We start from the raw sequence: 25059 nt of genomic DNA, 5'->3' as shown, positions 1-25059 counted from the left end.
TGCAGTCTCGGGTCCCTTACCCCCGGTACGCAAGGGGCGTGCACGCACAACGCACTGAACCAACACGACCGGGGGCCTTGCTACTTCTAGAACCCGTTATTACCTTCACAGCCACAACTGACGGAGCGTCAGACCACCACGGGAGTGACTCCATGCCGTGCCCCGCGCTGCCCGACGGGTTCGACTTCACCGACCCCGATCTCCTCCAACACCGCGTGCCCCACCCGGAGTTCGCCCAACTCCGGCAGACCGAACCGGTCCGCTGGATCCAGCAGGAGACCGGCATCTCCGGCTTCGACGACTCCGGCTACTGGGCCGTGACCCGACACGCGGACGTCAAATACGTCTCCACTCACCCGGAGATCTACTCGTCCAACATCAACACCGCCGTGATCCGCTTCAACTCCTCGATCGAGCGCGACCAGATCGAGGTACAGAAGATGATCATGCTGAACATGGACCCGCCCGAGCACACCCGGGTGCGCCAGATAGTGCAGCGCGGATTCACTCCGCGCGCCATCCGGTCCCTGGAGGAGAAGCTCCGGAGCCGCGCCGGCGACATCGTCGCCAAGGCGGTCCAACAGGCGGGACCCGACGGCTCGTTCGACTTCGTCACGAATGTCGCCGTCGAGCTGCCGCTGCAGGCCATCGCCGAGCTCATCGGCATCGAGCAGAAGGACCGCTCCAAGGTCTTCGACTGGTCCAACAAGATGGTCGCGTACGACGACCCGGAGTACGCGATCACCGAGGAGATCGGCGCCGAGGCCGCCATGGAGATCGTCGGCTACGCGATGAACCTCGCGGCCGACCGCAAGAAGTGCCCGGCCAAGGACATCGTGAGCCAGCTGGTTGCGGCCGAGGACGAAGGCAACCTGTCCTCCGACGAGTTCGGCTTCTTCGTGATCCTGCTCGCCGTCGCCGGCAACGAGACGACCCGCAACGCCATCACCCACGGCATGCACGCCTTCCTCACCCACCCCGACCAGTGGGAGCTCTACAAGCGGGAGCGCCCGAGCACCACGGCCGAGGAGATCGTGCGCTGGGCGACCCCGGTCGTCTCCTTCCAGCGGACCGCCACGCAGGACACCGAACTCGGCGGACAGAAGATCAAGGCGGGCGACCGGGTCGGCATCTTCTACTCCTCCGCCAATCACGACCCGGAGGTCTTCGAGAACCCGGACACCTTCGACATCACCCGCGACCCCAATCCGCACCTCGGCTTCGGCGGCGGCGGACCGCACTTCTGCCTCGGCAAGTCCCTGGCGATCCTGGAGATCGACCTGATCTTCAACGCCCTGGCGGACGCGGCGCCGGATCTGCGTCTTGCGGGCGACCCCCGACGACTGCGCGCGGCGTGGCTGAACGGAGTGAAGGAACTTCAGGTGGGCATTTAAAGCCCCTGCGGCGATTGAGCAGCGGGGTTCGGGGCGGAGCCCCGAGACCTCAACCTCGGCGCCGCCACAAACGCCCGTGGCCCCGACAACAAGTACGTAAGCCCGAACCCGGCCCCCACCACCACCGCCCCGCCCACCGCATCAAGCACCCAATGGTTCCCCGTCGCCACGATCGCGGACACCGTGAACAAGGGGTGGACGAGGCCGAGCGCCTTCATCCACCACTTCGGGGCGAGGGCCACGATGACGAGGCCGCACCACAGGGACCAGCCGAAGTGCAGCGAGGGCATCGCCGCGTACTGGTTGGTGACCGCGGTGAGCGTCCCGTAGTCCGGCTGGGAGAAGTCCTGCACACCGTGGACCGTGTCGATGAAGCCCAGCGTGGGCATCAGGCGCGGCGGCGCGAGCGGGTACAGCCAGAAGCCGACGAGGGCCAGGACCGTCGCGAAACCGAGGGAGGTGCGCGCCCAGCGGTAGTCCGCGGGGCGGCGCACGTAGAGGACCGCGAGGACCGTCAGCGGCACCACAAAGTGAAAGGACGTGTAGTAAAAGTCGAAGAAATTGCGCAGCCATCCGACCGATACCACCGCATGGTTCGCCCAGTGCTCGATGTCGATGCCCAGGAACCGCTCCACCGCGTGCACCTGCGCCCCGTGCTCCTCGGCACGCGGCCTGCCCCCCGCCGCGACGATCCTGACCTGCTGATACGCGGAGTATCCGACGCGAATCAGGAGCAGTTCGAGCAGCAGGTTGGGGCGGGCGAGCGCGCGCCGCCACACCGGCAGCAGCGGCACCCACGCCCAGCGGGCGGGGACCGGCTCCGTATAGACGGTGGGCCGCGCGGCCCCGAAGGCCGGATCCGTGCGCCGCAGGAAGGGGACGGCGCAGGCCGCGGCGAGCACCGCGACCAGCACGAGGTTGTCCCGCAGCGGCGCGAGCACCGGCAGCTGCGGCAGTACCGCGGAGGCCGGCAGCGTCATCACCAGGACGACGGCGACCGGCCACACCGCCCGGTCGGCGGTCTTGGCCCCCACCCGGCCGACCACCGCGAGCAGCACCCACAGAAGCTGGTGCTGCCAGGTCGTCGGGGACACGGCGACCGCGACACAGCCGGTGACCGCGACGGCGAGCAGCAGCTGCCCGTCGCGCGCGTACGCGATGGAGCGGCGCAGGCCGAGCACGGCCACGGCGGCGCCGAGGGCCAGGAAGAGAGCGATCTCCAGCGGCCCGGCGAGGCCGAGGCGCAGCAGCATGCCGTGCAGTGACTGGTTGGCGGTCGCGGCCGGATCGGCGGCGAGACCGGTGCCCGCCACGTGATGCACCCAGTACGTCCACGAGTCCTGCGGCATCGCGAGCCAGGCGATGCCGGTGCCGGCGGCGAAGGCGGCGCCCGTCGCGGCGGCGGCCCGCCTGCGCCCGGTGAACCAGAGCAGCGGCGCGAACAGCAGCACGGTCGGCTGGAGCGCGGCGGCGACGCCGATCAGGACGCCGGACGCCGTCTGCCCGCGCACCGCGAAGCAGCCGAGCAGCACGAGCAGGACCGGCAGGATGCTGGTCTGGCCGAGCGTGAAGGCGTTGCGCACCGGCAGCGACAGCATGAGCAGGCTGATCGCGACGGGCGCCGCGAACAGTGCCGTACGCCGTGACACGGGCGGCGGCAGGGCGCGCGCGGCGACCACGCCGAGCGCGACGACCAGGGCCAGCGAGCCGAACGTCCAGCCCCAGCCCAGCGCTTGCTCGGCCGCGCGCGCGAGCGGCTTGAGGACGAGACCCGCGAACGGCGGGCCGGTGAACCGGTCGGGGCCGTCGTACAGCGAGCCGCTGACATGCAGCACCCCATCGGGTCCGATCCAGGTCTCCAGATCGGTGAGGCGCTCACCCGGAGGAGCGCTCAGCACCGCAACAAGTTGACGCGTGCCCAGTACGGCCGCGATCACCCACAGGCCGGCGCGCAGCACGCCGAGCCGCCCCGTCACCGGATCCGTGGATCCCGGCGCCGCCCCTCCATGCTCCGCGTTCGCCACGCCTTTCGGACCTCCCGCTCAACTCGGCCGGATCACCGACATTCACCGCACATCCCGATAAGACGCAGGCAACTGCTCCTTCACCTGTCTGTCCACCGGAATTTGACGGGTAGGCAGTGTCTTCGGCCACTTTGTCCCGGCCTTCACACGTGCGGTTCCTTGACATAGATCACAAGAATTTGCATCAGCACCGTGCGAAGGCTTTGACGTTTCCCCAGGCCAGAGAGGGTTTCCTCACGGAGGGAAGTTAACTGAACACTACCCGTTGCGGGCGCGGGCGCCCCTATGGTCGATGCGTCGGCCGTTCCGCGTGAACGGCCGTTGCTCATGTCCCCGACGAAAGGAAGGCGAAGGACCCGTGTCCAGCGCCACTTCCATCGCCCCCAGTACCGTCCGGTCCTCCGCCCCCACGAAGGACCGCACCTCATCCGAGCCCACCACCACCGACCCCGCGCTGGTCAAGCGCGCGGTCAAGGCGGCAGCCCTCGGCAACGCGATGGAGTGGTTCGACTTCGGCGTCTACGGCTACCTGACCGCGACGCTCGGGCACGTCTTCTTCCCCGCGGCATCGAGCACGGCACAGGTCCTGTCCACGCTCGGCACCTTCGCCGCCGCCTTCCTCGTGCGCCCCATCGGCGGCGCCTTCTTCGGCCCGCTCGGCGACCGCATCGGCCGTCAGCGCGTCCTCGCCATCACCATGATCATGATGTCGGCGGGCACCTTCGCGATCGGCCTGATCCCGTCGCACGGCGCCATCGGCATCTGGGCCCCGGTGCTGCTGATCGTGGCCCGCATGGTGCAGGGCTTCTCGGCCGGTGGTGAGTACGGCGGTGCCTGCACGTTCATCGCCGAGTACGCGCCCGACAAGCGCCGCGGCTTCTTCGGCTCGTTCCTCGAGCTCGGCACGAATGCCGGTTACGTCGCCGGTGCCGCGCTCGCGACGGTGCTCACGACGACGATGGCCTCCGACGACCTCTACAGCTGGGGCTGGCGCATCCCGTTCCTGGTCGCGGGCCCGATCGGCCTGGTCGGTCTCTACGTCCGGATGAAGCTCGAGGAGACCCCGGCGTTCAAGAAGCTGGCGGACGAGGCCGAGGCGAAGGAGAAGTCCCGCCCGAAGCCGAAGCTGAAGGAGATGTTCGTCGGCAACGCGAAGCCGATGTTCCTGTGCATCGCGCTGGTCCTGGTCTTCAACGTGACCGACTACATGCTGCTCTCCTACATGCCGACGTTCCTCAGCGAGGAGCTCAGCTACGACGCCACGCACGGCACGCTGATCCTGATCGGCGTGATGCTGCTGATGATGGTCGTGCAGCTCCCGATGGGTATCGCCAACGACCGCTTCGGCCACCGCTGGGTGATCGGCATCGGCTGCGCGGGCTTTCTGGCGCTCTCCGTCCCCGCGCTGCTGCTGATCCAGCAGGGCTCGACGTGGGCGATCGCGCTCGGCCTCGCCGCGCTCGGCCTGCTGCTCGTCTCCTTCACGTCGTCGATGCCCTCGACGCTGCCGGCTCTGTTCGACACGAAGGTCCGCTACGGCTCCCTGGCCGTCAGCTTCAACCTGTCCGTCTCGATCTTCGGTGGTACGACGCCGCTGGTCGTGGCCTCCCTCATCGCGGCCACGGGCAACCTGATGATCCCGGCGTACTACATGATGGCCGCGGCCGTCATCGGCGGTATCGCGGTGTGGCGCATGAAGGAGTCCGCGGGCAAGCCGCTGCCGGGCTCGCCGCCGGCGGTGTGACGCACGCGTAGTTCTTCGAGGTTCTTCAACACTCGCAGTTCTTCAAGCGGGCGGGGCCGGAGCGATGTTCATCGCTCCGGCCCCGCCCGCTTTTCCTTTCCCCGTGCCTACGCTCCCGTGCCTACGCTGACGGCCATGACGACTCACCCACACTCCGGTCCGCCCGAGTCCGCGGCCGCCGTCGACGCCTACCTCGGCGACCTGCTCGCCCCCGCCGACGAGGCCCTGGCCGCGGCCCTCGCCGACAGCGAGGCGGCGGGCCTGCCCGGCATCAACGTCTCGGCCACCAACGGGAAACTGCTGAACCTGATCGCCCGCATCCAGGGCGCCCGCCGGATCCTGGAGATCGGCACGCTCGGCGGCTACAGCACCATCTGGCTGGCCCGCGCGCTCCCCGCCGACGGAACGCTGGTCACCCTCGAGTACAGCGCCCGGCACGCAGAGGTCGCCCGCGCCAACATCGCCCGCGCGGGCCTGGACAAGGTCGTCGAGATCCGGGTGGGCGCGGCGCTCGACTCACTGCCCGGCCTCGCCTCCGAGGGCCCCGACTTCGACCTGGTCTTCATCGACGCGGACAAGGTCAACAACCCGCGCTACCTGGAGTGGGCGCTGCGTATGACGCACCCGGGCAGCGTGATCGTCGTCGACAACGTGGTACGCGGCGGCCGCGTGACGAACGCCGACTCCACGGAAGGCGACGTCGTCGGCACCCGCGCCGCGCTCCAACTCCTCGCGGACCACCCGAGGTTGGACGCGACGGCGATCCAGACGGTGGGCTCGAAGGGGCACGACGGCTTCGCGCTGGCCTACGTGAGTTCGTGACAGAAGCCGACGTGCACGCTGCGCGGCCCGCTCCGGTCGACCACGAGCACCTCACCGGAGGAGCCGCGCGGCAGCGTCGCCACCCCGCCGTACGCGACGGGCTGACCGGGACCGTGCCCCTGCTCCTGCGGCCCGAACCGCACCCGCACCTCGGAGGCGGGGTCGTCCTGCGAGCCGCGCAGCCAGAACAGGATCCAGTCGCCCTCCGGCCCGCACCGGAACTCCAGGTGCACCCGCGAAACGAACAGCCAGTCGTCCGGGGTCACGAGCCGGCACACGCTCGCGTCGCGGCCGACCCGCAGCACGGCTCCCGGCTCGCTCCGGGCCTCGGCCATGGTCATCGCGGCCGTCGCCCCCTCGTCGCCACCCGCCATGGTGGCCATGGTCAGTTCGAGCACCGCGCACCCCCACCACCGTCGTGCCTTGGTCACCCGTTGTCCCTCGCAGCCTATGGCGCCACGATCCGCTCTGGGACACTTGCTTCATGACCGAACGCAAACCGCCCGGAGTCAGCTTCGAGTCAGCCCGCCGCTCGGCCTGAAGCCGTACACGGCGGAGGAGATCGAGGAACTCGTATGGGAGTGGCGGCAGGCGCGGCCGGGGCGCGAGTCGGCCTGAGAGGGCGCTGAGGCACGATGGACGCATGAGCATCGTCAAGATCAAAGATGCTGATGCGCTAGGCACATGACGCCACCTCCGATGAATCAGGCGGCTCGTACGCTTGATGACGTGCGAGCAGTCGACTACACCCGCCAATCCAAGCGCCGGACCGACAAGAGCGAAGCCAGCCCCGAAGCGCAGCACGCCAAATGCATGGCGATGATCACGGCGAAGGGCTGGTCCCACGCCGGGCACTTCTCCGACGTCGGTCGCTCCGGCTGGGATCCGAACGTGGAGCGGCCGGACTTCGAAGAGATGATGACCGCGGTCCGCGCCGGCCACGTAGACGCCGTAATCGTCTTCGCACTCTCCCGCCTCACCCGCCAGGGCGTCTTCGAAGCGCTGGCCATCGTCCAGGAGTTGGACAAGTACGGCGTAATCCTGGTCAGCGTCGAAGAGCCGTTCCTGGACACGTCCTCACCGGTCGGCCTGGCTATCTTCGCTCTGATCGCGGCCCTGGCTAAGCAGGAATCAGACCTGAAGTCGGAGTACATCACTGCCGCGAAGGAGACGATCCGCAACGTAGGCGGTCACACGTCCGGCATGGCCCCGTACGGCTTCACGAAAGAGCGCGTACAACGCGGGAAGCTGAACGTCGTCCGCCTCATCCCGCACCCTCAGGAGGCCGCCCACGTCCGCCAGATGGTGGCCTGGGCAACGGAGGGGAAATCCGCCGCACTGATCGCACGTGAGCTGAACCAGGCCAAGGTGCCGACGAAGAACGCCAACGACGAAGCGCGCATGAAGAGCCGCCGAAAGCGTGCCCAGTCGGAGCCGACGGAGACTCCCACCTGGACGTCGACCACGGTTCTTCGAGTCCTCCGGGACCCCCGTCTGGCCGGATACGCCATCGAGTGGACGGGCAAGACAGCCAAGACGAAGGAGGCCCCCGGCACGGCCGGCAAGCGGTCCATCATCCGCGACGGCGAAGGCCGCCCCATGGCCGCCCATGAAGCAGTCGTCAAGCCTGACGACTGGTGGCGCCTCCAGGACACCCTGGACGGTCGCACGCCAGTCGTTCGCCAGACCCGCCGATCCCGCCCTTCACTCCTGGCCGGAGCCGGAATCCTCTTCTGTGATGTGTGCGGCTCCGTCATGGTCACGGACGAACGGAACGGTAAGACCATGTACCGCTGTAACCGTGCCAGCGCGGGCCTGGTCCCAGGACACGGAGGCCTGAACATCAGTATGGCCGCGGCTGACGACGTCGTGGCCCGTGACGTCTGGTCGCGCCTGGAGGCCATGGACCCGTCGGACCCGGAGGACCTGGAGTTCCTGTCCGAGGCGGCCCGACGCTTCGCGGCGCAGCAGGACACCAGTGAGCGCCAGGCCGAACTGGCCGCGGCTAAGGCGGAGCTGACGCACGTCCAGGCCGCACTGGCAACGCTGTACGAGGACCGCCAAGAGGGCCTCTACCCAGGCGAGACAGGCAAGAAGACGTTCGTGGAGTCGGTGACCCGCCTGACCGCTCATGAGGAGCGCATGACGGAACGTGTGAGTGAGCTGGAGTCCTCCGGCCCCGGCACCATCGCCATTCCGCTGGAGTGGACGGAGCCGGAAATGGACCCGGTCGGCCCTGGCTCGACATGGGACGGCTGGACGCTCCAGGAGCGACGGGACTTCATAGCTCTGTTCGTCGACCGCATCCGCATCACAAAGTCCATCGGGCGCGGACGCAACGCCAACACTGAGGACCGCGTACTGATCACGTGGGCGGAGGCCCCGGACGACGAAGGCAAGCACGCGGAGCACGGAGACGCGGTGCCGTCTCGGGAGGAGGCCGTGGCCGACCAGTAGGCCGCGCCTCACGCACTCCCCAACACTCATTGGACGTCGGTCCGGACTGCATCTTCCCGGACGAGACCGGACCGACGTTCCGCCCTTAAGCGGAAGGGACATTCTATGTCCGAGCACACCCCTGTCCACATTCAGGAGCTGGCCGCGCTCCAGCGCCAGGCAAGCCTCCTCTGGGCCCAGATCCTGGGGGGCCAGGACACGCCCCGGCTCCGTGAACGTGTGGAGCGCCTGGAGGTCCTCCAGGCCGCCCTCCTGTGGGAGATGCCGGCCGTGGTCGCCGAGTGCCGGTCCTGCGGCCACGCCCCGTCGGCGGTGGCAGCCTGATGGACAACCACACCTGTGACGCCCACATGCCGGGCTATGAACTCCGCCCGCCGATTGGCGCCAGATCCCTGCCCTGTGTGTTGCCCGCCGACCACTGGGACGACCATCGCAACGCCGCTGGGACGACCTGGGCGAACCTTTCGGAAGAGACGTGCGACGCTGCGGTGCCGGAGGACCTGGCCGCCGGCCTGAGCGGTGACGCCGCGGAGGGGTGCCTGTTGCCGGTTGGCCACGCCCGTTGGACGCCCCACAACAACGCGTACGTGTCCTGGCCGGCCCGGTCGAAGCGTGTCCCGCGTACAGAGCTGATCCTGGCTCTGATGGACAGTCTCAGCGTGGATGACTTGGCCCTCCTGCGCCCGTTCTTGCGCCTGGCGGAGATGGCCCGCCCTGACGCTCCAGACGCGGAACTACTGGCCGTTGCGCTGGCTTCCTTGGACGGGATGTTCGGCGCACTGGACTGACAGCGGGACCCGAGAGGAGCCGTTCCCTGGATAGATCGGGGGACGGCTCCTCTGACGTCTGGGCGCCGTTGGCGGACAGCGGAGAACCATGACAGTCGACATGGCCTCTGACCTGGTATTTGTTACTTTTTTTGGTAGACGTCCAAGAAAAAATATAAGTCTCATAGAGCTTCAGTTCTCGGCGGTTACTAGGAACCTCTGACCTGTCCCAACTTCTGTGACAGCTCCACTTCGTTGGCCCCCTCCGCTGGCCGCCGCCTGGTCCACGGCGATCGTTAACGATCAGGGGACATCCTCACCGGTCAGTAGTAGAGGCCGCTTCGGCGCCTCCGTACGGCCGTCTGCGATCACAGGCCGTCCACTTGCTTGGCCGTTGGTCAGCGCCCCTGGAATCGCAGCCAGGCGGAGCGCGACCAGCGGCCTTTTTTCGTACCCCGGCGCGAACCATGGACAAGTCCTCCAGGTCAGCGACCGCGCCGGGGCCATAACTTCCCAGGCTGTTCACCTGGGTTGCGGACGGCTCCGGCCGTCCTGTCTTCGAGACGCTGGGCCAGCCCAGCACCCCGCCCCGGTCCGTCTTCGATCACCACCAGGACCGGGGCACCCAACTTCGCAGCTTCACGGGTCGACGCCACTCGACTTCCCCGTGAACGCTGCCGCTGACCGCCCAGCGCCTGGGCTTGATACAGGCGCACGTAGGCCCCCGGCTCCGGCTGGCTGGTCAGTCTCCGATGTGGCGTCGGGGGTCTGGCCCGCTGTCTGGAGCTGGGGGCCTTTTCGTTTACGACTTCCGTCACCCGGCGGTACCGGGCACCCTCCCGCCTGCCCTCCCAGGCCGGAGTCCGACGCCACTCCCTGGAGGCCAACCACCCGTGCCTTACCACGACTTCGACGACAGACACTGCCAAGGCTGTGGCGTCGACATGACGAAGGATCTTCCCGACGACGCCGACGGGCGGAAGCGGCGGGAAAAGACCGTGGCGTGTTCGCCCCGCTGCCACAAACGCGTCCAGCGTGAACGCGCCGGGCACCGCAAGGAAGACCAGCCGTGCCGCTACTGCGGCGAACCGGTCTGGGACTACTCCGGCCGCGACTACCGCTGCCCGGAGGACGACCGCACGGACCACTGTGACGAACTCCAGTACCTGGCGGAGGCCCGCGCCGGCTACGTGGCCGACCGACGCACCCAGCGCACGGCCGTCTGTGTGGCCGACGGATGCGACCAGGAAGTCACCTGGTCCGGAAAGGGCCGCGTGAAAACCATCTGTTCCGCGCGCTGTCGCCAGCGTGTCCGCCGTGCCCGCCAGCGCCAGGAGGCCACCCAGTGAACGCACCTCTGATCACGTCTGTCGTGAACGACATCGCGGCGGCTGGCTTCCGCAAGGCGCCCCAGGGCTGGCGCCAGCACGGCCAGCACGCGCATCCGCTGGATATCCAGGACATGGCCGTGATGGCTCTCCGGGCCAGGGGTGAGCGCGCCACTGTCGCCGCTGTGAACGCGGTCAGGGCGGAGCTGGCGCGGGACTGGCCGGTGACCGTGGAGCCTGTCCTGGCGCCCGCTCCGACGTCTCAGACACTCGCCGCTGAAGCCGCCCTGTGGGTCTATCGGTTCACGATGTACACGCTTCGCCGTGACGCGTCCGGCTGGCTCCTGGACGGACGCCCGGTTCAGTTCTCAACGGTCCGCACGATGGCCAGCCGCTGGGCGGTCGCGGTCGCTGAGGCTAACGGCTTGGGAGTCGACTACGCGCCGAACACTCGACAGGTCCTGAACGACCTTCGGCGTCTGATGACCGACGACATGCGGTCCCAGCGCTGACACCGACTCCCTTGGTCCGTCCCTTCGGGGTCGGGCCTTGCGGGGTGACCAGCCGTCTCAAGTGAGGCGCCTGACACCCCCTTCGAGGAGCCCACCGTGGACGACCAGCGATCTTCAGAGCCGACCCCCGCCGACGTGCCAGCGCGCAAGCCGTCACCGGAAACAGTCCAGCGGGCGGTCGTCCGTGACCTCATCACTGGTACGGCCTTGAAGCTGACCGCCTCCACGGACATCGATCTGGACGCCCTGGAGGTACTGGCCAAGTTGGTTGACGCCCAGACCAGGGCCCAGGAGGCGAACCTGCGCCGCATTCAGTTCTACGACGCGAAGACGGCCCGCTGATGGACGCGCTCCGCCCCAGGGACCTGGAGCACCTGGCCAACCTGGACTACGCACTTCCCCGCGTCGCTGTCGCTGACCCTGCCGGCTTCACGGACTCAATCGCCCTGTACGGCGCAGTCCTTGCGGCCCTTCAGGACGCCGACTGCCCGGAAATCCCCCTGGGCTCTTTCATCCGACTGGTGAAGGCCGCTGGGTTCCGTCGCTGCGTGAACGTCGGCCCCAAGGGCTGGAGCTACTTCGAGGGCATCGACCTCCGCGACGAAGCCGCCTAACACCTCCTCTTCGCCTCCCCGACCTCAAAGGACCAGGGGAGGCCCCGCCAGGCCCTCGCGTGACCGCCTGGCGCCCTCTCTGGCCAACAAAGGAGCAACGCTCATGACTGAGACCAACCCCTTCAATCTCCCCGACTTCAACTCTGACGCCGGTATCTACGCCGACGTGACCGGCGTCCCGCCGAAGAAGTACCTCCCGAAGTCCCTCCACAAGCTGGTCGACGACCGCGACAAGGCGTACGACGCTTTCGTGGACTTCGAGAGCGACCACGCCGAACTCCTCCAGTCCAACTGGCGGGACATGCTCCGCGCCCAGGACGAAGCGGCTGGCCGCGCTGCGATCGTGGACGGCCAGGACCCGCTCAGCGTCCCCTCCGCCATGGAGGACGCCGAGACGAAGCGGCCCCGGATCATCGGCGCACTGCGGGCCCTCCGAGACGCGGCCATGACGGCTGACCGCGCCTTGGTCGCCGCTGTCCGCCGTGAACTCCCAGCCATCGCGGCCTTGGTGGAGCCGGACGTAGCCACCGCAGCGGAGGAATACATCAAGCTCCAGCGGGAGGCCGACGCGGCCAGGCAGCGCTACGGCGCGAAGCTGACCCTCCGTTCCTGGGTCACGGACTGGTCAAAGCTGGGTCTGCGGACGGACTTCGTGGAGCGCCAGGAGGCCACACCCACGCAAGCCTCCGGGGGCCTGGCAGTCGACGTCTACGGCAACCCTGTCGACCGTGGAGCCGCTGAAGTCAGGGTCATTGACGAGTCGTACGGCGCTGTTCGTGGCCCTGGCCCGAAGGTCGCGGTTCGGTCGACCACGAACGGCAGCGTCTTGGAGCTGGACGCCGACCAGGCGGCGGCGCTGGTCCACTCCGGTGCGGTCGAGTACATCGACCAGGAGGCGGCGGCCGCGTGACTTCCTACCGGTTCCCGCCGATCGGCTGGACACAGCGCGAGTGGGCCGACCTCTCCGACGCTGAGCGCGCTGACGTGATCGCAGCACTTCCCGTGTCGGCACGGGCGGCCTACCTGTACCGGCCGAGACTCGACAGCTTCGACCTGGACAAGCGCTGACCAACCCCCTTCAGAGCTCAGGTAGTTGACGCCACCTGGGCCCCCTTCAGGTTCCTGAAAGGAGGCTCCGTGAACACCTGCTGGCATCCTCACTGCGACGTCCCCACAGGCACCCTGGACCGCTGCCTGTTTCACGCCATGGAGTGGGCCCGCATCCGGCGTTCGCGACGGCGGAGACGCCCGTGAGACTCCGCGTAGGAGCCGCCCGCCGGCTCATCCTGAACGGCCAGGAGTACCGCGAAGGCCAGGAGTTCGACGTGGACGACGATGCCGCCGCTACGTCGCTCCGTACGGGCCTGGTACTGCCCGCTGACGGCTCCTGACCCGACGGCCTTACTGCGACCCCGGACCGCGCGTCAGAAGCCGCATTCAGCGACCCCACCTAGGGGCGGTCGGATGCTCCGCACGTACAACTCCCCCTGAAGTTCTCCTGGTTCATCGTGGTGGCATGCTCCGCGATGTCCTTCAGTGTGACGCTCTCCCAGTCGTCTTGCTCAGCGAAGCGGGCCAGGGTGTCCGCCAACGCCTCAGCGTTCTCACGGTGTGCGAATGAGTCAGGGTTCTCATGGGTCAGGTTCCCGACAGCAGCCACGGCTTCGCGCAGCCAATGCACTGAGTACAGCGGGCAGTCACGCTCATGAATGATGACGGTGCCTCCGTAGCGCGTTGCTCGGACGTCGGCCTATCAGCCTAGGTCTCCCACATCTTCGACGCCGCAACTCTCGACCGTCACTCTTCGACATAGCCCCAGGCCAGCGGCTTGCGTATGCATTTCCGCAGGTCAGAGGCCCTAGGGGCCTGGGGGGTGCCCCCTGCCGGCTAGGGGACGAAGAACGCGGGGGAGCGCTCTGCCTGGTCCGCTCGGGCGAAGATCCGGCAAGGATCACGCTGCGTCACCCGCACCCCACCTCACAACCCCACGATTGGAGGCCCCCGTGGCCAACGAACAGAACCTCCGGCGCGGCCGGTGGGGCGGCCCCAGGGCCGTGGAACTCCCCGCGGAGTGCGCCGCTCCCGTGCCTGACGTCCCGCCGAACCGTGGACATTGGGCTGACTGGCAGCGTGAACGCTGGTCCAGCATCTGGTCCGGGCCCGCCGCGAACCTGTACGACGACTCCCAGACTGGCGCTGTCGCCCTGGTCATTGACCTGGAAGCCGCCCAGTCGAAGGGCACCCTCCAGGCCGCGCAGATCACGGAGTACCGGCGCCTCCTGGCGGACCTCCTCCTGACTCCCCAGGCGCTGGCCGGCGCTGGCTTCCGCCTCCCTGGGTGGCCCACATGAGTGCCCGCCGACGTGCCCTTGCCCTGGCCGCGGGGACCGCGCCGAAGCATCCGCGCCCGCGCTCCGGCCCCTGGTCTGACAGCGAACCAGGCTGGTCAATCTGCTCACGCCATGACTTCGGAATGGCCCCCGGCTCACCGTGCCTTCGCTGCCGCTTGGAGGACGTCCCAGAGTGACCGCCCTGTCCCCCGGCGTGGCCGCCGCCCTGGCCAACGTGACCGCCCTCCGCTGGAACCTGGCCGCCGCCAGCAAGTGGCGTGACCGCCCAGTCCGTGAACGCTGGCTCCGCCTGTCCGCCTGTCTGGTCCGTGCGGACCGTTGACGGACAGCGAAGGTAGACGCCCAGGTCAGGCAGTGTGGACAGTGGTCGACGACGTCCGCCTGGTCCAACTCCTGGCCGGTCGGCGCTGGCCGCGTGTCCGCCGCTGTCCGGCCAGCCGTCCGGGCCTGTCCGCACCTCTGACCGTCCGTGGCCACCCTGCCCGCCTGTCCGGCCACCCTGAAGGGCCTCTGTCCGCTCCTGTCCGGGAGTGGCCGGGGGCCCTTTCTTCGTGTGTCCGCACTGTCCGCGTGGCTGACCGCGCTTGCCCGTCACGCTGCCTGGTGGTTGGCCAGGACTGCGGCCACCTCCGGCACTTCGGCGTACTCCTTCAGCCGGCGCAGGACGACCCGGACACGCTCCGCTGTCCGCTCCGACGCAACGTCAGAGGACAGGCTGACCACGCGCTCCGCAACCGCGGCGGCCTCCTCGGGTTCGTTAGCGTCGGCGAGCGCCACGGCCAGCCAGGACAGGTACAGGGCCAGTTCGCGGGCGTGTGTCGCGTCGTAGCCGCCGAGGACCTCCCGGAGCAACGGCACGGCGCGTAGCGGCCTGTGGAGTTCCGTGTAGACCCTGGACTCCATGACGCGGAGTTCCCCGCCGTCAACCCAGTACAGGTACGCGGGTGACTCCGCCCCTGGGTCGTCTTCACTGAGTGCCTGTCCGGCTTCCCCCAGCGCGCGCATGGCCGCCTGCCCGTGCTCGACTCCTCCGGCCTTCGTGTGGGCCCAGGCCACGCGGTCGAGATACAGGGCGCGGGCCTTCGGGGGTGCGTCGCTGCCAGCGTCGTTCAGTGCGGCTTGCGCCAGTGTCACGCCTTCGGCTTCACGGCCAGTGTTTGCGTACTGATACGCGAGCGAACCGGCGATGTTCCCCGCCAGCGTGTAGTCCTCCGCCTGGCGGGCCGCGCTGATCCCCAGGCGATAGATGCGTTCGGCTTCGTCGTGCTGTCCGGCGTCACTGGCGATCCAGCCGGAGATCTGAGCCAACTCGCCAATCTGGCGGAGGAGTTGGCGCCCCACGTCGCCACTGAACGAGCCTTCCCGGTACAGCTTCACGGCCCGCCGGAGGTCACGAAGCGCTGGCCGGATCAGGTCACCGCCCGCCAGGACGTCATCGGCCAGCCTGAGGCCGTGAACGCGCTGCTGTAGGTCTCCGACTTCGCCTATGCCAATCCGGCGCCCAGGGCTGCCTTCCAGAGGGCTCAACGGGTCTCCTTCGGGCAGGAAGTCGGCCAGCGTCGGCAACGGAGGTTCGGCTGGGGCTGCCGGCGTCCGGAGCTCCTCCACAGGCACGCCGAGGGCCGCAGCGATGAACGGGAGCCATTCACGCGGCTTGCGCTTCCCGGTCTCCCACCGGCTGACCTCCTGGCGCCCGACAGGGTCTCCCTGGACGCGGGCAGCTAGGCACACTTCGCGCGCCAGGCGTGCCTGGCTCCACTCCCGCGCGGTGCGCAGACGCCGAATGTTGGCCCCGATGGCAAGGCTCATACGCCCAGTCTGGCCGACAGTTGGCCTACAGGAGGCCGCTAGTCCCAGATCGTCCCCGGTCCGACGCTGGAGCCATCAGTGAGGGTGAAGCGGAGGAGTCGGGGATGACCAGGCCAGTCGATCAGCAAGCCACGAGAGCGGACACCGACCAACCGAAGAGCGCGGGCCTGGCCGTCAGCCTCAGGGCCCGCCCCCGGCTCCTCCCCTGGACCACGGACACGGGTAAGCCGTGCTGGTTCCTGAGTGACGCGGCGCCGGACGGATACGTTTCGCGCATGGCCGACACCATGGAGGCGTCCCAGATCGAAGTAGCGAAGGCGATGCTGGCGTCCGCACAGAGCGCGCTGACCGACCCACTGTCGACGCGCGCTGAGATCGAATACGCGGGTATCCGTCTGGTGGAGTGCCTGACCGAAGTGGTCCGGGTCGCAGAGTCCCGCGGCCAGCGGTTAACGAAGGTCGACTCCGACGCATCTGAAGAGACGCCACCGCCGGAAGAGTGACCATGCGCAGTCAGTACCGCTACGTCAACCACACGATCCGGCACCTGGAGGAGGGCGGGTACGTCTTTGAGGCGTCCTGCGTTCACGACGGATGCGGAGCCGGCTCCGGCCCCCAGGACGCCCAGGATGCGACCCAAGAGTGGTGCCTGGAGCACACGGGCCGCACAGGCCATGATCTCTTCAGGCGAGTGGTCACAGACCATGCGCGCGTAACCAGGGAGGACTGACCTCCCGCCCCGAACACCCCCTGTCGCGGAGACACCCCCGGTCCCGCGGCAGGGGGTTTTTCTATGTGCATGGCTTGACAACAACTAATGTGCTGACCGTTCCCGCCGAGCAGCGGGAAACCCTGGAGAAGCGCTTCGCATCGCGCGCCGGCGCCGTCGAGAACTCCGACGGCTTCGAATGGTTCGAGCTTCTCCGTCCCATCGAAGGAACTGACGACTACCTGGTGTACACGCGGTGGCGTGACGAGGAGTCGTTCCAGGCCTGGATGGAGGGCCCGATGAAGGCGGCCCACCAGGGCGGCGGCGACCGCCCGAAGCCGGCGTCGAGCAGCGCCGCGGTGTGGTCCTTCGAGGTCGTCCAGCAGGCATCCCCCAAGTCGGCGTAACACCTCCGGCGCGGTGGGCCGGCGCCCTCGCCCACCTCCCACCCGCCCCCTCCGAGGGCTCCCGCCCCGAAGGGCGGCCTCGGCGGGAGCCGGGGCCAGCCGGCCGGCCGAGGCTCCTACCGAGAGGTGGGGCCGCCCTGTGTCCGGACTCATCCACCGGCTACCCCGGTCCCGGGCATCCGGCCCGGGACCGGGGTAGCCGGGCCGGATGTCCCCGGGGTGACCGGGCCGGATGGGCCCGTGCAACCGGGCCGCGGGCAGCTCCCGGGTGACCGGTGCGACCGGTCCCCCGAGGCGCCAGGCCTCAGAGGCTCAGCAGCCGCTCCGCCGTCTCCCGGTAATCCCGGAGGGCCTGGCGGAGTTGTTCCGTGTCGTCCGGGGTGCCCTGCCAGGACGTGCGCAGGGTGCGGCGGTGGCTCGCGAGGGTTTCCGTGAGCCGGGCCGTCAGGTCCTCCAGGACGTGGTCGGCCTCCTCCACTGCTGCGCGCGGCTCGTCGACGAAGCCGGTGAGCGCGTGCCGCAGGCGGCCTTCGAGTTCATCGCGCTCGCCCGCCGGGACGAGGCCGGAGCGCCGCCCGGCACGTGTTCCGTGCTCGGGACCGGCCTGGCCACCCGCCACGGGGCCCGCCTCACGGCCCACCATCGGGTCAACCTCACGGCCCATCCCGCGGCCCGATCCGCGATCCACCGCGGGGTCCGCCTCACGCCCCACCATGGGGTCCACCTCACGGCCCGCCGGCCGGCCCACCGCGGGGTCCACCCCACGGCCCGCCCCGCGATCAACCGCCGGGTCCGCCTCACGGCCCACCGTGGGATCAACCTCACGGCCCATCCGGCGGCCCGTCCCGCGATCCGTCTCACGCCCCACCGTAGGATCCACCGCGACCCCCTTGTCGACGCCGTCCGCCTGTGCCCGTTCGATGTGCGTCATGGCTCTCAACTCCCCTTCGCCAGGCGTCCCTTGAAGACGCCGTGCCGCTTGTCCCGGTGGTCGTGTGCGGGGCGGTCCGAGGTGTGGGCGCGGGGCGTCGCGCGGTCCGGGCCGACCAGTTCGTCGAAGAGCGGCCGCGCCTCGACCATCGCCTCGCGCAGCTCCTCCGTACCGGCCCTGCTCTCTTCCGCGCTGCCCGTGCGTGCGTGCGCCGCGCGGTGCACGCGCCGGTATCCGTGCACGTGCGGGCCGTGGTGGACGGAGAGCGCGTCGAGTTGCTCGTCGTAGCTGCCGCCGTCCGGGAAGCCGCGCTCGTGCGCCAGTTCGGCGAGGAGCAGATCCGCCTCGGCGACGGCGACGTCCGGGGATTCGACGAAGCGTTCCTGGGCGTCGGCCCAGCGCGTCAGATAGCGCTCACGGGCGGCGGGGTCCAGCGGCTGCTCGCGCAGCGCACCGTGCCGCCGCACACGCTCGGCCAACTCCCGCTCGGCGGCCTTGGTGTCGCCGTCGTGCCGCGCCACGGCCCGCTCGTACTCGGGCCCGAACCTGCGCCGCAGCCCGCGCCCGCCACGGGGTGTGGTCCGCGCGGCGAAGAACCCGGCCGCGACCACGATCACGACCCCCACCACGACCAGAGCGATGATCAAGCCTGTGGACATGACTGCCTTCCCTCAACTGTGGCTGTTGCACGTCGAGTTGCCAGGGCAGCCGTGCTGAAACAGATCGGTACCGGCCACGGCGTATTCCGGTTGCGCCCACCCACCCCACCGGCCTCACCATGTGCCATGAACACCATGTCGTGGACTGTCACCCCGGAGCCGTACGACTCCCCCGCAGCGGCCGCGCTCTGGCGCGCGTACTACACGGAGGTGAGCGACCGCTGGTATCTGCTGCACAAGGGACACGCGACGGATCCGGCCGAGCTGGAGCGGGGGGTCGCCGCCGCGTCCGGCAGCGAACTGGCGCCGCCGCATGGGCAGTTGCTGCTCGCGCGGTACGCGGGTGAACCCGCGGGGACGGCAGGCGTACGGGTGGTGGACGCGGTCACGGCCGAGCTCACGCGCGTCTACGTACGCGAGGAGCTGCGCGGCAAGGGCGGCGCCGCGCTCCTGGTGGCCGCCGCCGAGGACGCGGCCCGCGCGCTCGGCGCCGCCGCGATCCGCCTCGACACCCGCAGCGACCTGGTGGAGGCCCGGTCCCTGTACGCGCGGCTCGGCTACGAGGAGACGGCGCCGCACAACGACGACATCTACGCCGAGCACTGGTTCAGGAAGTCGCTGGCGTCGCCCCCGCGCCCGCATGCGGCCGCTCCCCGTCCGAGCCGCACATCTCCATGTTGAGGTCGGCCACCAGCCGGACGAGGTCACGGGGGCGGTCCGGGCCCCACCAGTCGCCGAGCAGCTCGGCGAGGGACTCCTCGCGGGCCTGCGCGAGGCGTTCGGCGACCACGCGGCCCTCGTCGGTGAGGATCAGATCGGGACCCTCGCGCACGGCGAGGCGGCGCTCCTCGACCTGACGGGCCGCGTCGAGGATCACCGGCAGCGGGATCGCCGTGTACTCGGCGAGCACGCCCGGTTCGGCCCACCCATTGCGATGGGTGCGCAGAACCAGCCAGCTCGCCGCGGGCAGCAGGTCGTAGCCGGCCTTGGCGGTGATCTTCTCGTACACCTCGCGGCGCCCCTCACGGCTGCCGAGCGTCGACAGGGCGCGCGCCGCCTCGTCGTACGAGGAGCGTTCGACGGGGTTGCTGGCGAGCGTCTCGGTGACGTCGGGCGCGGTGACCGAACCGCGCAGCGGGTCCTCGTGCAGCAGCAGCGCGAGCGCGAAGGCGAGCAGCGTGACCGGCACCGCGTACAGGAAGACATCGGTGATGGACGTGGAGTAGGCGTGGATGACCGGCGCCCGCACGTCCGGCGGGAGGGAGGCGATGCCGCGCGGGTCGGCGCCGAGCGAGTCCGGGGTGACGCCCGGCGGCAGCTGCCGTCCGGTGAGGGCGTCGGCGAGCCTGCTGCCGAGCTGGTTCGCGAAGATCGTGCCGAAGATCGCCACACCGAACGAGGCGCCGATGGAGCGGAAGAACGTGGCGCCCGATGTGGCCACGCCCAGATCCTCGTACGGGACGGCGTTCTGCACGATCAGGACCAGGACCTGCATGACGAGGCCGAGGCCCGCGCCGAAGACGAAGAAGTACAGGCTCATGATGCCGGTGGCCGTGTGCTCGTCCATGTTGTGCAGGAGCAGCAGCCCGATCAGGGTGATGGCCGTGCCGGCGACCGGGAACATCTTCCAGCGCCCGGTGCGGCTGACGACCTGCCCGGACACGGTGGTCGACAGCAGGATGCCGAAGACCATCGGGAGCATGTGCACGCCCGACATGGTCGGCGTGACGCCCTGCACGACCTGGAGGAACGTCGGCAGGTACGTCATCGCGCCGAACATCGCGAAGCCGATGACGAAGCTGATGATCGCGGAGAGGGTGAAGGTCCTGACCCGGAACAGATGCATCGGAAGGACCGGCTCCTGCGCCCGGAACTCCACGAAGACGAAGGCCACGGCGAGTACGACGCCGAGCGCCGCGAGACCGATGATCTGCGGCGAGCTCCAGGCCCACGTGGTGCCGCCGAGCGAGGCGACCAGGACGAGGCAGGTGGCGACGGAGGCGACGAGGAACGTGCCTAGGTAGTCGATACGGTGCTTGGTGGAGCGGACCGGGATGTGCAGGGCCGCGGCGATCACGAGGAGCGCGACGACGCCGATCGGCAGATTGACGTAGAAGACCCAGCGCCAGCTCAGATGCTCCGTGAACAGTCCTCCGAGCAGTGGCCCGAGCACGCTCGTCGCACCGAAGACGGCACCGAACAACCCCTGGTACTTGCCGCGTTCACGCGGCGAGACGATGTCGCCGACGATCGCCATGGACAGCACCATCAGGCCGCCGCCACCGAGTCCCTGAAGGGCACGGAAGCCGATCAACTGCCCCATGTTCTGCGACAGTCCGCACAGCGCGGACCCCACCAGGAAGATGATGATGGCCAGTTGGAAGAGCTTCTTGCGCCCGTACTGGTCACCGAGTTTTCCCCACAGCGGGGTCGCCGCCGTCGCGGCGAGCATGTACGCGGTGACGACCCAGGACAGGTGCTCCAGGCCGCCCAGATCGCTGACGATGGTCGGCAGGGCCGTCGAGACGATCGTCTGGTCGAGCGAGGCCAGCAGCATGCCGAGCAGCAGCGCGCCGATCGACACGAGGACGCCGCCCGACTTGGCGTTCTCCTTGGGTGCGGCGGGAGCTCCGCGACCACTGTCTCCCGGCCCCACGGTGTCGACGTCCTGGCTGCTCATGGCCACCTCCGAAGCCGGCCCTGCACGGACGTGGCCGGGTGCTTGGTACTTCCCATCCTGGTAGGTGTGACCAGGTTTGGCCTGTTGAGTCGTGCGGCGCGCGAAGTTTTCCGCGGCGCCGTCCGGTCACTGCGTGCACACGGGTGCTGACGAGCGTTTATGGGACCGGCGGCTGCGGCCGGGTCCTACGGGTCTGCATAATGCGCTGCAGAGGCGCGGCGGGGGGCCGAAGCGCTCGGAGGGGGTTCGTAGCGGTGAGCGAAGAACGTCGTACGTGTCCGGAGTGCGGGGCCGGGGCAGGTCCCGACGGCGTACCGTCCTGCGCCTGCGAGCCGGAAGCTTTCGCTCCGCTCCGCGTCCGCCCCTATGTCTCGCTCTCGGAGCCCTCGCAGCCGTCGCCGCCGCGGGCCGCCGAGCCGTACGCGTATCCGCCGCCGCCCCCGCACGCCGCGGGCGATGACGCCGACGACCCTGCACCGGACGAGCCGGCCCGGCACGGCCGGATGCTGCTGCTCTCCGCGGTCACGGCCGTGCTGAGCGTGGCGACCCTGGTCACGGTGCTGATCACGTCGCCGGGCGACGACGGCGCCTCGGCCTCGGACAACACGGCCGCGACGGCGACAGCGATGACACTCACCCCGTCCCGCTCGGCGCCCTCCACCACGCGCTCCGCGTCCCCGTCGCCGACGGCCTCCCTGTCCCTCTCGCCCTCACCGACGCACTCCCGGACAGTCACGCCGTCGCCCACCCCGACCAGCAAGAAGCCCAAGACGGATTCGAAGAAGCGCAGCCCGAGCCCGTCCCCCTCGACCTCCCGCACGACGTCGTCGTCGAGGCCGTCGGACACGACGACACTGCGCAAGGGCGACAGTGGCCGCGAGGTCGCCGAACTCCAGTGGCGCCTCAAGCAGTTGAACATCTACGTAGGCGAAATCACCGCCGACTTCGACACCCCCACAGAATCCGCCCTCGCCACCTACCAACTCTCCCGCGGCATCAAGGACGACGAGCAAGGCGAATACGGCCCACCGACACGGACAGCCCTAGAGAGGGAGACCGGTGGTGAACGGGGCCAGGACCACCGTTAGCCAAGTGGGACCGGGAGCCGGGTAGCCAAAAAAGGGGCGCGGGGCTGTGTCTACTTGCGGCTGCCGCCGCGGGGCGCGCCCAGCCACGCTATGGCGCAATCCGAGGACTACGCCGCCACCTGTGGCCCAGGGCAAACCGTCACCCCAGGTGCAGCGCAACCTCACCACGACCAAGAACCTCAACCCGTACGCCCGAAAGATCCGGCACACACACGGTCGCCCCGTGCGCCCCGGCCCTCGGCCCAACCCCCACAACCCGCATCCCCGCGGCGCGCCCCGCCGAGATACCCGCCCCCGAGTCCTCGAAGACGACGCAATCCGCCGGATCGACCCCCAACTCGGCCGCACCCTTCAGGAACCCCTCGGGATCGGGCTTGCTGGCCCCCACGTTCTCCGCGGTCACCCGCACCGCCGGATACGCGAGCCCCGCCGCCCCCATCCGCGCCGTCGAGAGCGCGAGATCGGCCGAGGTGACGAGGGCGTGCGCGACGCCACCCTCGACAAGCGACTCGAGGAAGCGCGGGGCGCCCGGCACGGCGACGACACCCTCCACGTCAGAGGTCTCCTCGGCGAGCATCCGCGCGTTGTCCGCGTAGTTCTCCTCCATCGGCCGCTCGGGGAGCAGCTCGGCCAGCGTGGCGTGGGCCTGGCGGCCGTGCGCGACGGAGAGGACGTACTCCGCGTCGAATCCGTGGTCGGCTGCCCAGCGGCGCCAGATCCGCTCGACGACGGCGTCGGAGTTGACGAGCGTGCCGTCCATGTCGAGGAGAAGTGCGCGCGCCTTCAGAACAGTGGGAACAGTGGGCGTGGCCGACATCGGCGGGCTCCAGACTGCGGAGGGCTACGGAGAGCTGCGGAGGCAGAAGGGAAACAAGGCGGCCCCGCCCGCTGGTCAGGGTTGAACGGGCGGGTGCCACTTTGTTTCTCCACGATACAAAAACTCACCCGGAGATCGCCACCCGCCCCCCGCTCTCCACGCCGACGCCCCCTGCGCCGCAGCTCAGCGCCGCCGCTCGACGCCCCCGCTCACCCCCCGCTCAACCCCCGCTCACCGCGTCGTCGGCGGCGACGACGGGAACGTCTTCGTATACGGATTCGGCAGCCCCGGCGGCGCGATCAGCGCGACCTGAGGCACCCCGGGCTGCGGCACCGGCGGGGTCATCTGCGCCTTCGGGACCCGCGGTGGCCCGGTCTGCTCGGCGAGGGCCTGGTCCATGTTGACGAGGCCGGTCTTCTCCAGGACCTCCATGTGGTCGCGCACGACGTCGTTGGCCTCGTTCGCGAGCCGCCGTATCTCGGAGTTCTGGGTGGTGGCCCGGATATTGCTGATGGCCGGGAAGATCTGCCCGTGCGTCACGCGCATGATGTTCGACGCCGTGGAGTCGAACTCCTTGCCGCCCTTGGACTCCACGGTCGCCACGAACTGCTGTTGTTGTGGCGTGGGTTGGTTGGGCAGGGTGATGCCCAGATCCTGGGAGATCTTGCGGCAGCTGGCGTCCAGGAGGGAGTGCCCGACGATGAGGTGCTGTCCGGCCGTCTTCATCTCCGGCGTCGTTCCGCGCTTCAACACCTCCTGGCCCAGGGGGAATTCCCACAGCCCCGCAGACCTGACCTTGACCACGAAGTCACGGTCGGCCTCGGTGAGTGGGCCCCAGCGGGTGCTGCCGACGACGCGCGCCTGCGTCGTGGTCGTGTTCTGCACACCGAGCATGGCCGGATAGGCCAGGGCCGAGACGGTCACGATCAACGCGCCGATCACGAAGAAGTTTCCGGCCGTGGAGCGCGAGAGTCGCATGGTGCCTCCAGTCGCGAACAAGGGACACCGGAGAGTACGGACGCGAACCCCGGTCCGATCAGCGCTCGGCGAAAAATCCCCTCGTTCTTTTTCGCGCCCGGCCCCCGCCAACTCCTGTTTTGCCGGGCCTACTTGTGATCGACCTCCCGGCCCGCCACCATATTGACGCGACCCTGCCACACCGGGCGCCCCACAGCACACCGCACGGCAGGTCCCACGTAACTCCACCCCACCCCAAGGGAGTTCACATGCGCCCCACCTCGACCTCGCGCCGCATACGCCCGGTCTACGCGCGTCGATCCACGTTCGCCGCGGCCGCCACCGGCGTCACCGCCCTCGCCCTGCTGCTCGCCACCCCGTCCGCCCAGGCCGCCCCGCCCACCCCTGTCAGCGCCGCCACCGCCCGTACGTACCTCGGCGAGCTGACGGAGAAGGCGGAAGGTTCCTCCGACGGCTACAGCCGCGAGAAGTTCCCGCACTGGATCACCCAGTCCGGCGCGTGCAACACCCGCGAGGAAGTCCTCAAGCGCGACGGAAAGAACGTCCAGACGGGCTCCGACTGCGCGGCCACGTCCGGCAGTTGGTACTCGGAGTACGACGGCGCGACCTGGACGGCCTCCGGCGACGTGGACATCGACCACATCGTCCCGCTGTCCGAGGCGTGGAAGTCGGGCGCCAGCTCCTGGACCAACGACGCGCGCCAGGGCTTCGCCAACGACCTCACCCGGCCGCAGCTCATCGCGGTCACCGACAACGTCAACCAGTCCAAGGGCGACCAGGACCCGGCCGAGTGGATGCCCTCGCGCACCGCGTACACCTGCACGTATCTGCGGATGTGGGTCCAGGTGAAGCACTACTACAAGCTCAGCGTCGACCCGGCGGAGAAGTCCGCGATCCAGTCGGGGCTCAGCGGCTGCTGAGGGCTCTGCCGAGGCCTCTGCCGGGGCCTTCGCCGAGGTCTCTGCTGG

29 protein-coding genes are annotated in these 25059 nt (G+C 69.3%); 21 read left to right on the top strand and 8 right to left on the bottom strand.

Translation table 11 applies throughout. The annotated features are described in order from the left end of the window. Positions 1–152 precede the first annotated feature (152 nt). Positions 153–1394 carry a cytochrome P450 gene (locus tag OG746_RS29360; protein WP_266720123.1) on the top strand — a complete coding sequence of 414 codons (1242 nt, stop codon included), beginning with the start codon at positions 153–155 and terminating at the stop codon, positions 1392–1394. Here the strand turns inward: OG746_RS29360 and OG746_RS29355 are convergent. After that, positions 1391–3418, bottom strand: coding sequence for a phosphatase PAP2 family protein (locus OG746_RS29355; RefSeq protein WP_524540489.1), 2028 nt, complete (start codon positions 3416–3418; stop codon positions 1391–1393). The two genes, OG746_RS29360 and OG746_RS29355, sit on opposite strands and share 4 nt — an antisense overlap. Before the next feature lie 358 nt (positions 3419–3776). On the opposite strand from OG746_RS29355, the gene OG746_RS29350 reads away from it, so the two are divergent. Both OG746_RS29350 and OG746_RS29345 read left to right on the top strand, forming a co-directional pair. Next, the gene (locus tag OG746_RS29350; protein WP_266720122.1) at positions 3777–5162 is read left to right on the top strand and encodes an MFS transporter; all 1386 of its coding nucleotides are present in this window, start codon (positions 3777–3779) and stop codon (positions 5160–5162) included. A 135-nt stretch (positions 5163–5297) separates the two neighbouring features. Next, positions 5298–5984: an O-methyltransferase gene (locus tag OG746_RS29345; RefSeq protein ID WP_266720121.1), complete on the top strand. Its 687-nt coding sequence runs from the start codon at positions 5298–5300 to the stop codon at positions 5982–5984. Here the strand turns inward: OG746_RS29345 and OG746_RS29340 are convergent. Beyond that, positions 5969–6382 carry a hypothetical protein gene (locus OG746_RS29340; RefSeq protein WP_266725504.1) on the bottom strand — a complete coding sequence of 138 codons (414 nt, stop codon included), beginning with the start codon at positions 6380–6382 and terminating at the stop codon, positions 5969–5971. The two genes, OG746_RS29345 and OG746_RS29340, sit on opposite strands and share 16 nt — an antisense overlap. A gap of 331 nt (positions 6383–6713) precedes the next feature. Here OG746_RS29340 and OG746_RS29335 point away from each other — a divergent pair, with 331 nt between their 5' ends. The 12 genes from OG746_RS29335 (at position 6714) to OG746_RS29280 (ending at position 14335) form a co-directional block, all read left to right on the top strand. Continuing rightward, positions 6714–8441: a recombinase family protein gene (locus OG746_RS29335; protein ID WP_266720119.1), complete on the top strand. Its 1728-nt coding sequence runs from the start codon at positions 6714–6716 to the stop codon at positions 8439–8441. Between the two features lie 105 nt (positions 8442–8546). Further along, positions 8547–8765: a hypothetical protein gene (locus OG746_RS29330; RefSeq protein ID WP_266720117.1), complete on the top strand. Its 219-nt coding sequence runs from the start codon at positions 8547–8549 to the stop codon at positions 8763–8765. Then, positions 8765–9229 (top strand): hypothetical protein, encoded by a 465-nt coding sequence (locus OG746_RS29325; protein ID WP_266720115.1) that lies wholly within the window; start codon positions 8765–8767, stop codon positions 9227–9229. The genes OG746_RS29330 and OG746_RS29325 overlap by 1 nt, the downstream gene beginning before the upstream one ends. A gap of 923 nt (positions 9230–10152) precedes the next feature. Next, a complete protein-coding gene (locus OG746_RS29320; protein WP_266720113.1) occupies positions 10153–10557 on the top strand; it encodes a hypothetical protein in 405 nt (134 codons plus the stop codon). Next, complete coding sequence (locus tag OG746_RS29315) at positions 10554–11048, top strand: hypothetical protein (RefSeq protein WP_266720111.1); 495 nt, start codon at positions 10554–10556, stop codon at positions 11046–11048. Before OG746_RS29320 ends, OG746_RS29315 begins: the two co-directional genes overlap by 4 nt. A gap of 96 nt (positions 11049–11144) precedes the next feature. Next, positions 11145–11390 carry a hypothetical protein gene (locus OG746_RS29310; RefSeq protein ID WP_266720109.1) on the top strand — a complete coding sequence of 82 codons (246 nt, stop codon included), beginning with the start codon at positions 11145–11147 and terminating at the stop codon, positions 11388–11390. Beyond that, positions 11390–11662, top strand: coding sequence for a hypothetical protein (locus OG746_RS29305; RefSeq protein WP_266720107.1), 273 nt, complete (start codon positions 11390–11392; stop codon positions 11660–11662). Before OG746_RS29310 ends, OG746_RS29305 begins: the two co-directional genes overlap by 1 nt. Before the next feature lie 103 nt (positions 11663–11765). Next, positions 11766–12572, top strand: a complete 807-nt coding sequence (locus OG746_RS29300; protein ID WP_266720105.1) for a hypothetical protein — start codon at positions 11766–11768, stop codon at positions 12570–12572. Next, positions 12569–12730 (top strand): hypothetical protein, encoded by a 162-nt coding sequence (locus tag OG746_RS29295; RefSeq protein WP_266720103.1) that lies wholly within the window; start codon positions 12569–12571, stop codon positions 12728–12730. The genes OG746_RS29300 and OG746_RS29295 overlap by 4 nt, the downstream gene beginning before the upstream one ends. 182 nt (positions 12731–12912) lie before the next feature. After that, positions 12913–13053, top strand: a complete 141-nt coding sequence (locus OG746_RS29290) for a hypothetical protein (RefSeq protein ID WP_266720101.1) — start codon at positions 12913–12915, stop codon at positions 13051–13053. 612 nt (positions 13054–13665) lie between these two features. Continuing rightward, positions 13666–14013: a hypothetical protein gene (locus OG746_RS29285; RefSeq protein WP_266720099.1), complete on the top strand. Its 348-nt coding sequence runs from the start codon at positions 13666–13668 to the stop codon at positions 14011–14013. A 172-nt stretch (positions 14014–14185) separates the two neighbouring features. Continuing rightward, on the top strand, positions 14186–14335 hold the full coding sequence (locus OG746_RS29280) for a hypothetical protein (protein WP_266720097.1): 150 nt from the start codon (positions 14186–14188) through the stop codon (positions 14333–14335). A gap of 269 nt (positions 14336–14604) precedes the next feature. Here OG746_RS29280 and OG746_RS29275 read toward each other — a convergent pair whose 3' ends face one another. Next, entirely contained in the window at positions 14605–15822 is a 1218-nt protein-coding gene (locus tag OG746_RS29275; protein WP_266720095.1) for a helix-turn-helix transcriptional regulator, read from the bottom strand. Between the two features lie 275 nt (positions 15823–16097). Here OG746_RS29275 and OG746_RS29270 point away from each other — a divergent pair, with 275 nt between their 5' ends. The 3 genes from OG746_RS29270 to OG746_RS29265 all read left to right on the top strand — a co-directional run bounded on the left by OG746_RS29270 (position 16098) and on the right by OG746_RS29265 (position 16938). Further along, positions 16098–16325: a hypothetical protein gene (locus OG746_RS29270; protein ID WP_266720093.1), complete on the top strand. Its 228-nt coding sequence runs from the start codon at positions 16098–16100 to the stop codon at positions 16323–16325. Positions 16326–16327: 2 nt separating this feature from the next. Continuing rightward, a complete protein-coding gene (locus tag OG746_RS45660) occupies positions 16328–16552 on the top strand; it encodes a DUF7848 domain-containing protein (protein WP_524540488.1) in 225 nt (74 codons plus the stop codon). An 89-nt stretch (positions 16553–16641) separates the two neighbouring features. After that, positions 16642–16938, top strand: coding sequence for an antibiotic biosynthesis monooxygenase family protein (locus tag OG746_RS29265; RefSeq protein ID WP_323179699.1), 297 nt, complete (start codon positions 16642–16644; stop codon positions 16936–16938). Between the two features lie 304 nt (positions 16939–17242). On the opposite strand, the gene OG746_RS29260 is transcribed toward OG746_RS29265, so the two are convergent. Beyond that, the gene (locus tag OG746_RS29260; protein WP_266720089.1) at positions 17243–17869 is read right to left on the bottom strand and encodes a hypothetical protein; all 627 of its coding nucleotides are present in this window, start codon (positions 17867–17869) and stop codon (positions 17243–17245) included. A 5-nt stretch (positions 17870–17874) separates the two neighbouring features. Then, positions 17875–18528, bottom strand: coding sequence for a hypothetical protein (locus OG746_RS29255; protein WP_266720087.1), 654 nt, complete (start codon positions 18526–18528; stop codon positions 17875–17877). Positions 18529–18654: 126 nt separating this feature from the next. Here OG746_RS29255 and OG746_RS29250 point away from each other — a divergent pair, with 126 nt between their 5' ends. Continuing rightward, the gene (locus OG746_RS29250) at positions 18655–19209 is read left to right on the top strand and encodes a GNAT family N-acetyltransferase (protein WP_266720085.1); all 555 of its coding nucleotides are present in this window, start codon (positions 18655–18657) and stop codon (positions 19207–19209) included. Here OG746_RS29250 and OG746_RS29245 read toward each other — a convergent pair. Continuing rightward, entirely contained in the window at positions 19136–21208 is a 2073-nt protein-coding gene (locus OG746_RS29245; RefSeq protein WP_266720083.1) for an MDR family MFS transporter, read from the bottom strand. The two genes, OG746_RS29250 and OG746_RS29245, sit on opposite strands and share 74 nt — an antisense overlap. A gap of 254 nt (positions 21209–21462) precedes the next feature. Here OG746_RS29245 and OG746_RS29240 point away from each other — a divergent pair, with 254 nt between their 5' ends. Next, on the top strand, positions 21463–22296 hold the full coding sequence (locus OG746_RS29240; protein WP_266720082.1) for a peptidoglycan-binding protein: 834 nt from the start codon (positions 21463–21465) through the stop codon (positions 22294–22296). A gap of 139 nt (positions 22297–22435) precedes the next feature. Here the strand turns inward: OG746_RS29240 and OG746_RS29235 are convergent, their stop codons facing one another. Both OG746_RS29235 and OG746_RS29230 read right to left on the bottom strand, forming a co-directional pair. Beyond that, on the bottom strand, positions 22436–23113 hold the full coding sequence (locus OG746_RS29235; protein WP_266720080.1) for an HAD-IA family hydrolase: 678 nt from the start codon (positions 23111–23113) through the stop codon (positions 22436–22438). A gap of 231 nt (positions 23114–23344) precedes the next feature. Next, a complete protein-coding gene (locus OG746_RS29230) occupies positions 23345–24091 on the bottom strand; it encodes a DUF4142 domain-containing protein (RefSeq protein ID WP_266720078.1) in 747 nt (248 codons plus the stop codon). Positions 24092–24366: 275 nt separating this feature from the next. Between OG746_RS29230 and OG746_RS29225 the strand changes: the two genes are divergently transcribed. After that, positions 24367–25011: an HNH endonuclease family protein gene (locus OG746_RS29225; RefSeq protein WP_266725502.1), complete on the top strand. Its 645-nt coding sequence runs from the start codon at positions 24367–24369 to the stop codon at positions 25009–25011. Positions 25012–25059: the final 48 nt, after the last annotated feature.

The sequence above is a fragment of the Streptomyces sp. NBC_01016 genome, from assembly GCF_026341035.1.
Classification (GTDB): Bacteria; Actinomycetota; Actinomycetes; order Streptomycetales; family Streptomycetaceae; genus Streptomyces.
The sequence above is the reverse complement of the archived record's forward strand: the minus strand, read 5'-3'. Positions and strand labels throughout refer to the sequence as shown.

Bases quoted from the DNA above. Each gene is read 5' to 3' on its own strand.
- OG746_RS29250 (WP_266720085.1), top strand. From the start codon at position 18,655: ATGAACACCATGTCGTGGACTGTCACCCCGGAGCCGTACGACTCCCCC.
- OG746_RS29300 (WP_266720105.1), top strand. From the start codon at position 11,766: ATGACTGAGACCAACCCCTTCAATCTCCCCGACTTCAACTCTGACGCC.
- OG746_RS29345 (WP_266720121.1), top strand. From the start codon at position 5,298: ATGACGACTCACCCACACTCCGGTCCGCCCGAGTCCGCGGCCGCCGTC.
- OG746_RS29320 (WP_266720113.1), top strand. From the start codon at position 10,153: ATGACGAAGGATCTTCCCGACGACGCCGACGGGCGGAAGCGGCGGGAA.
- OG746_RS29360 (WP_266720123.1), top strand. From the start codon at position 153: ATGCCGTGCCCCGCGCTGCCCGACGGGTTCGACTTCACCGACCCCGAT.
- OG746_RS29305 (WP_266720107.1), top strand. From the start codon at position 11,390: ATGGACGCGCTCCGCCCCAGGGACCTGGAGCACCTGGCCAACCTGGAC.
- OG746_RS29230 (WP_266720078.1), bottom strand. From the start codon at position 24,091: ATGCGACTCTCGCGCTCCACGGCCGGAAACTTCTTCGTGATCGGCGCG.
- OG746_RS29330 (WP_266720117.1), top strand. From the start codon at position 8,547: ATGTCCGAGCACACCCCTGTCCACATTCAGGAGCTGGCCGCGCTCCAG.
- OG746_RS29245 (WP_266720083.1), bottom strand. From the start codon at position 21,208: ATGAGCAGCCAGGACGTCGACACCGTGGGGCCGGGAGACAGTGGTCGC.
- OG746_RS29260 (WP_266720089.1), bottom strand. From the start codon at position 17,869: ATGACGCACATCGAACGGGCACAGGCGGACGGCGTCGACAAGGGGGTC.
- OG746_RS29255 (WP_266720087.1), bottom strand. From the start codon at position 18,528: ATGTCCACAGGCTTGATCATCGCTCTGGTCGTGGTGGGGGTCGTGATC.
- OG746_RS29325 (WP_266720115.1), top strand. From the start codon at position 8,765: ATGGACAACCACACCTGTGACGCCCACATGCCGGGCTATGAACTCCGC.
- OG746_RS29270 (WP_266720093.1), top strand. From the start codon at position 16,098: ATGGCCGACACCATGGAGGCGTCCCAGATCGAAGTAGCGAAGGCGATG.
- OG746_RS29235 (WP_266720080.1), bottom strand. From the start codon at position 23,113: ATGTCGGCCACGCCCACTGTTCCCACTGTTCTGAAGGCGCGCGCACTT.
- OG746_RS29275 (WP_266720095.1), bottom strand. From the start codon at position 15,822: ATGAGCCTTGCCATCGGGGCCAACATTCGGCGTCTGCGCACCGCGCGG.
- OG746_RS45660 (WP_524540488.1), top strand. From the start codon at position 16,328: ATGCGCAGTCAGTACCGCTACGTCAACCACACGATCCGGCACCTGGAG.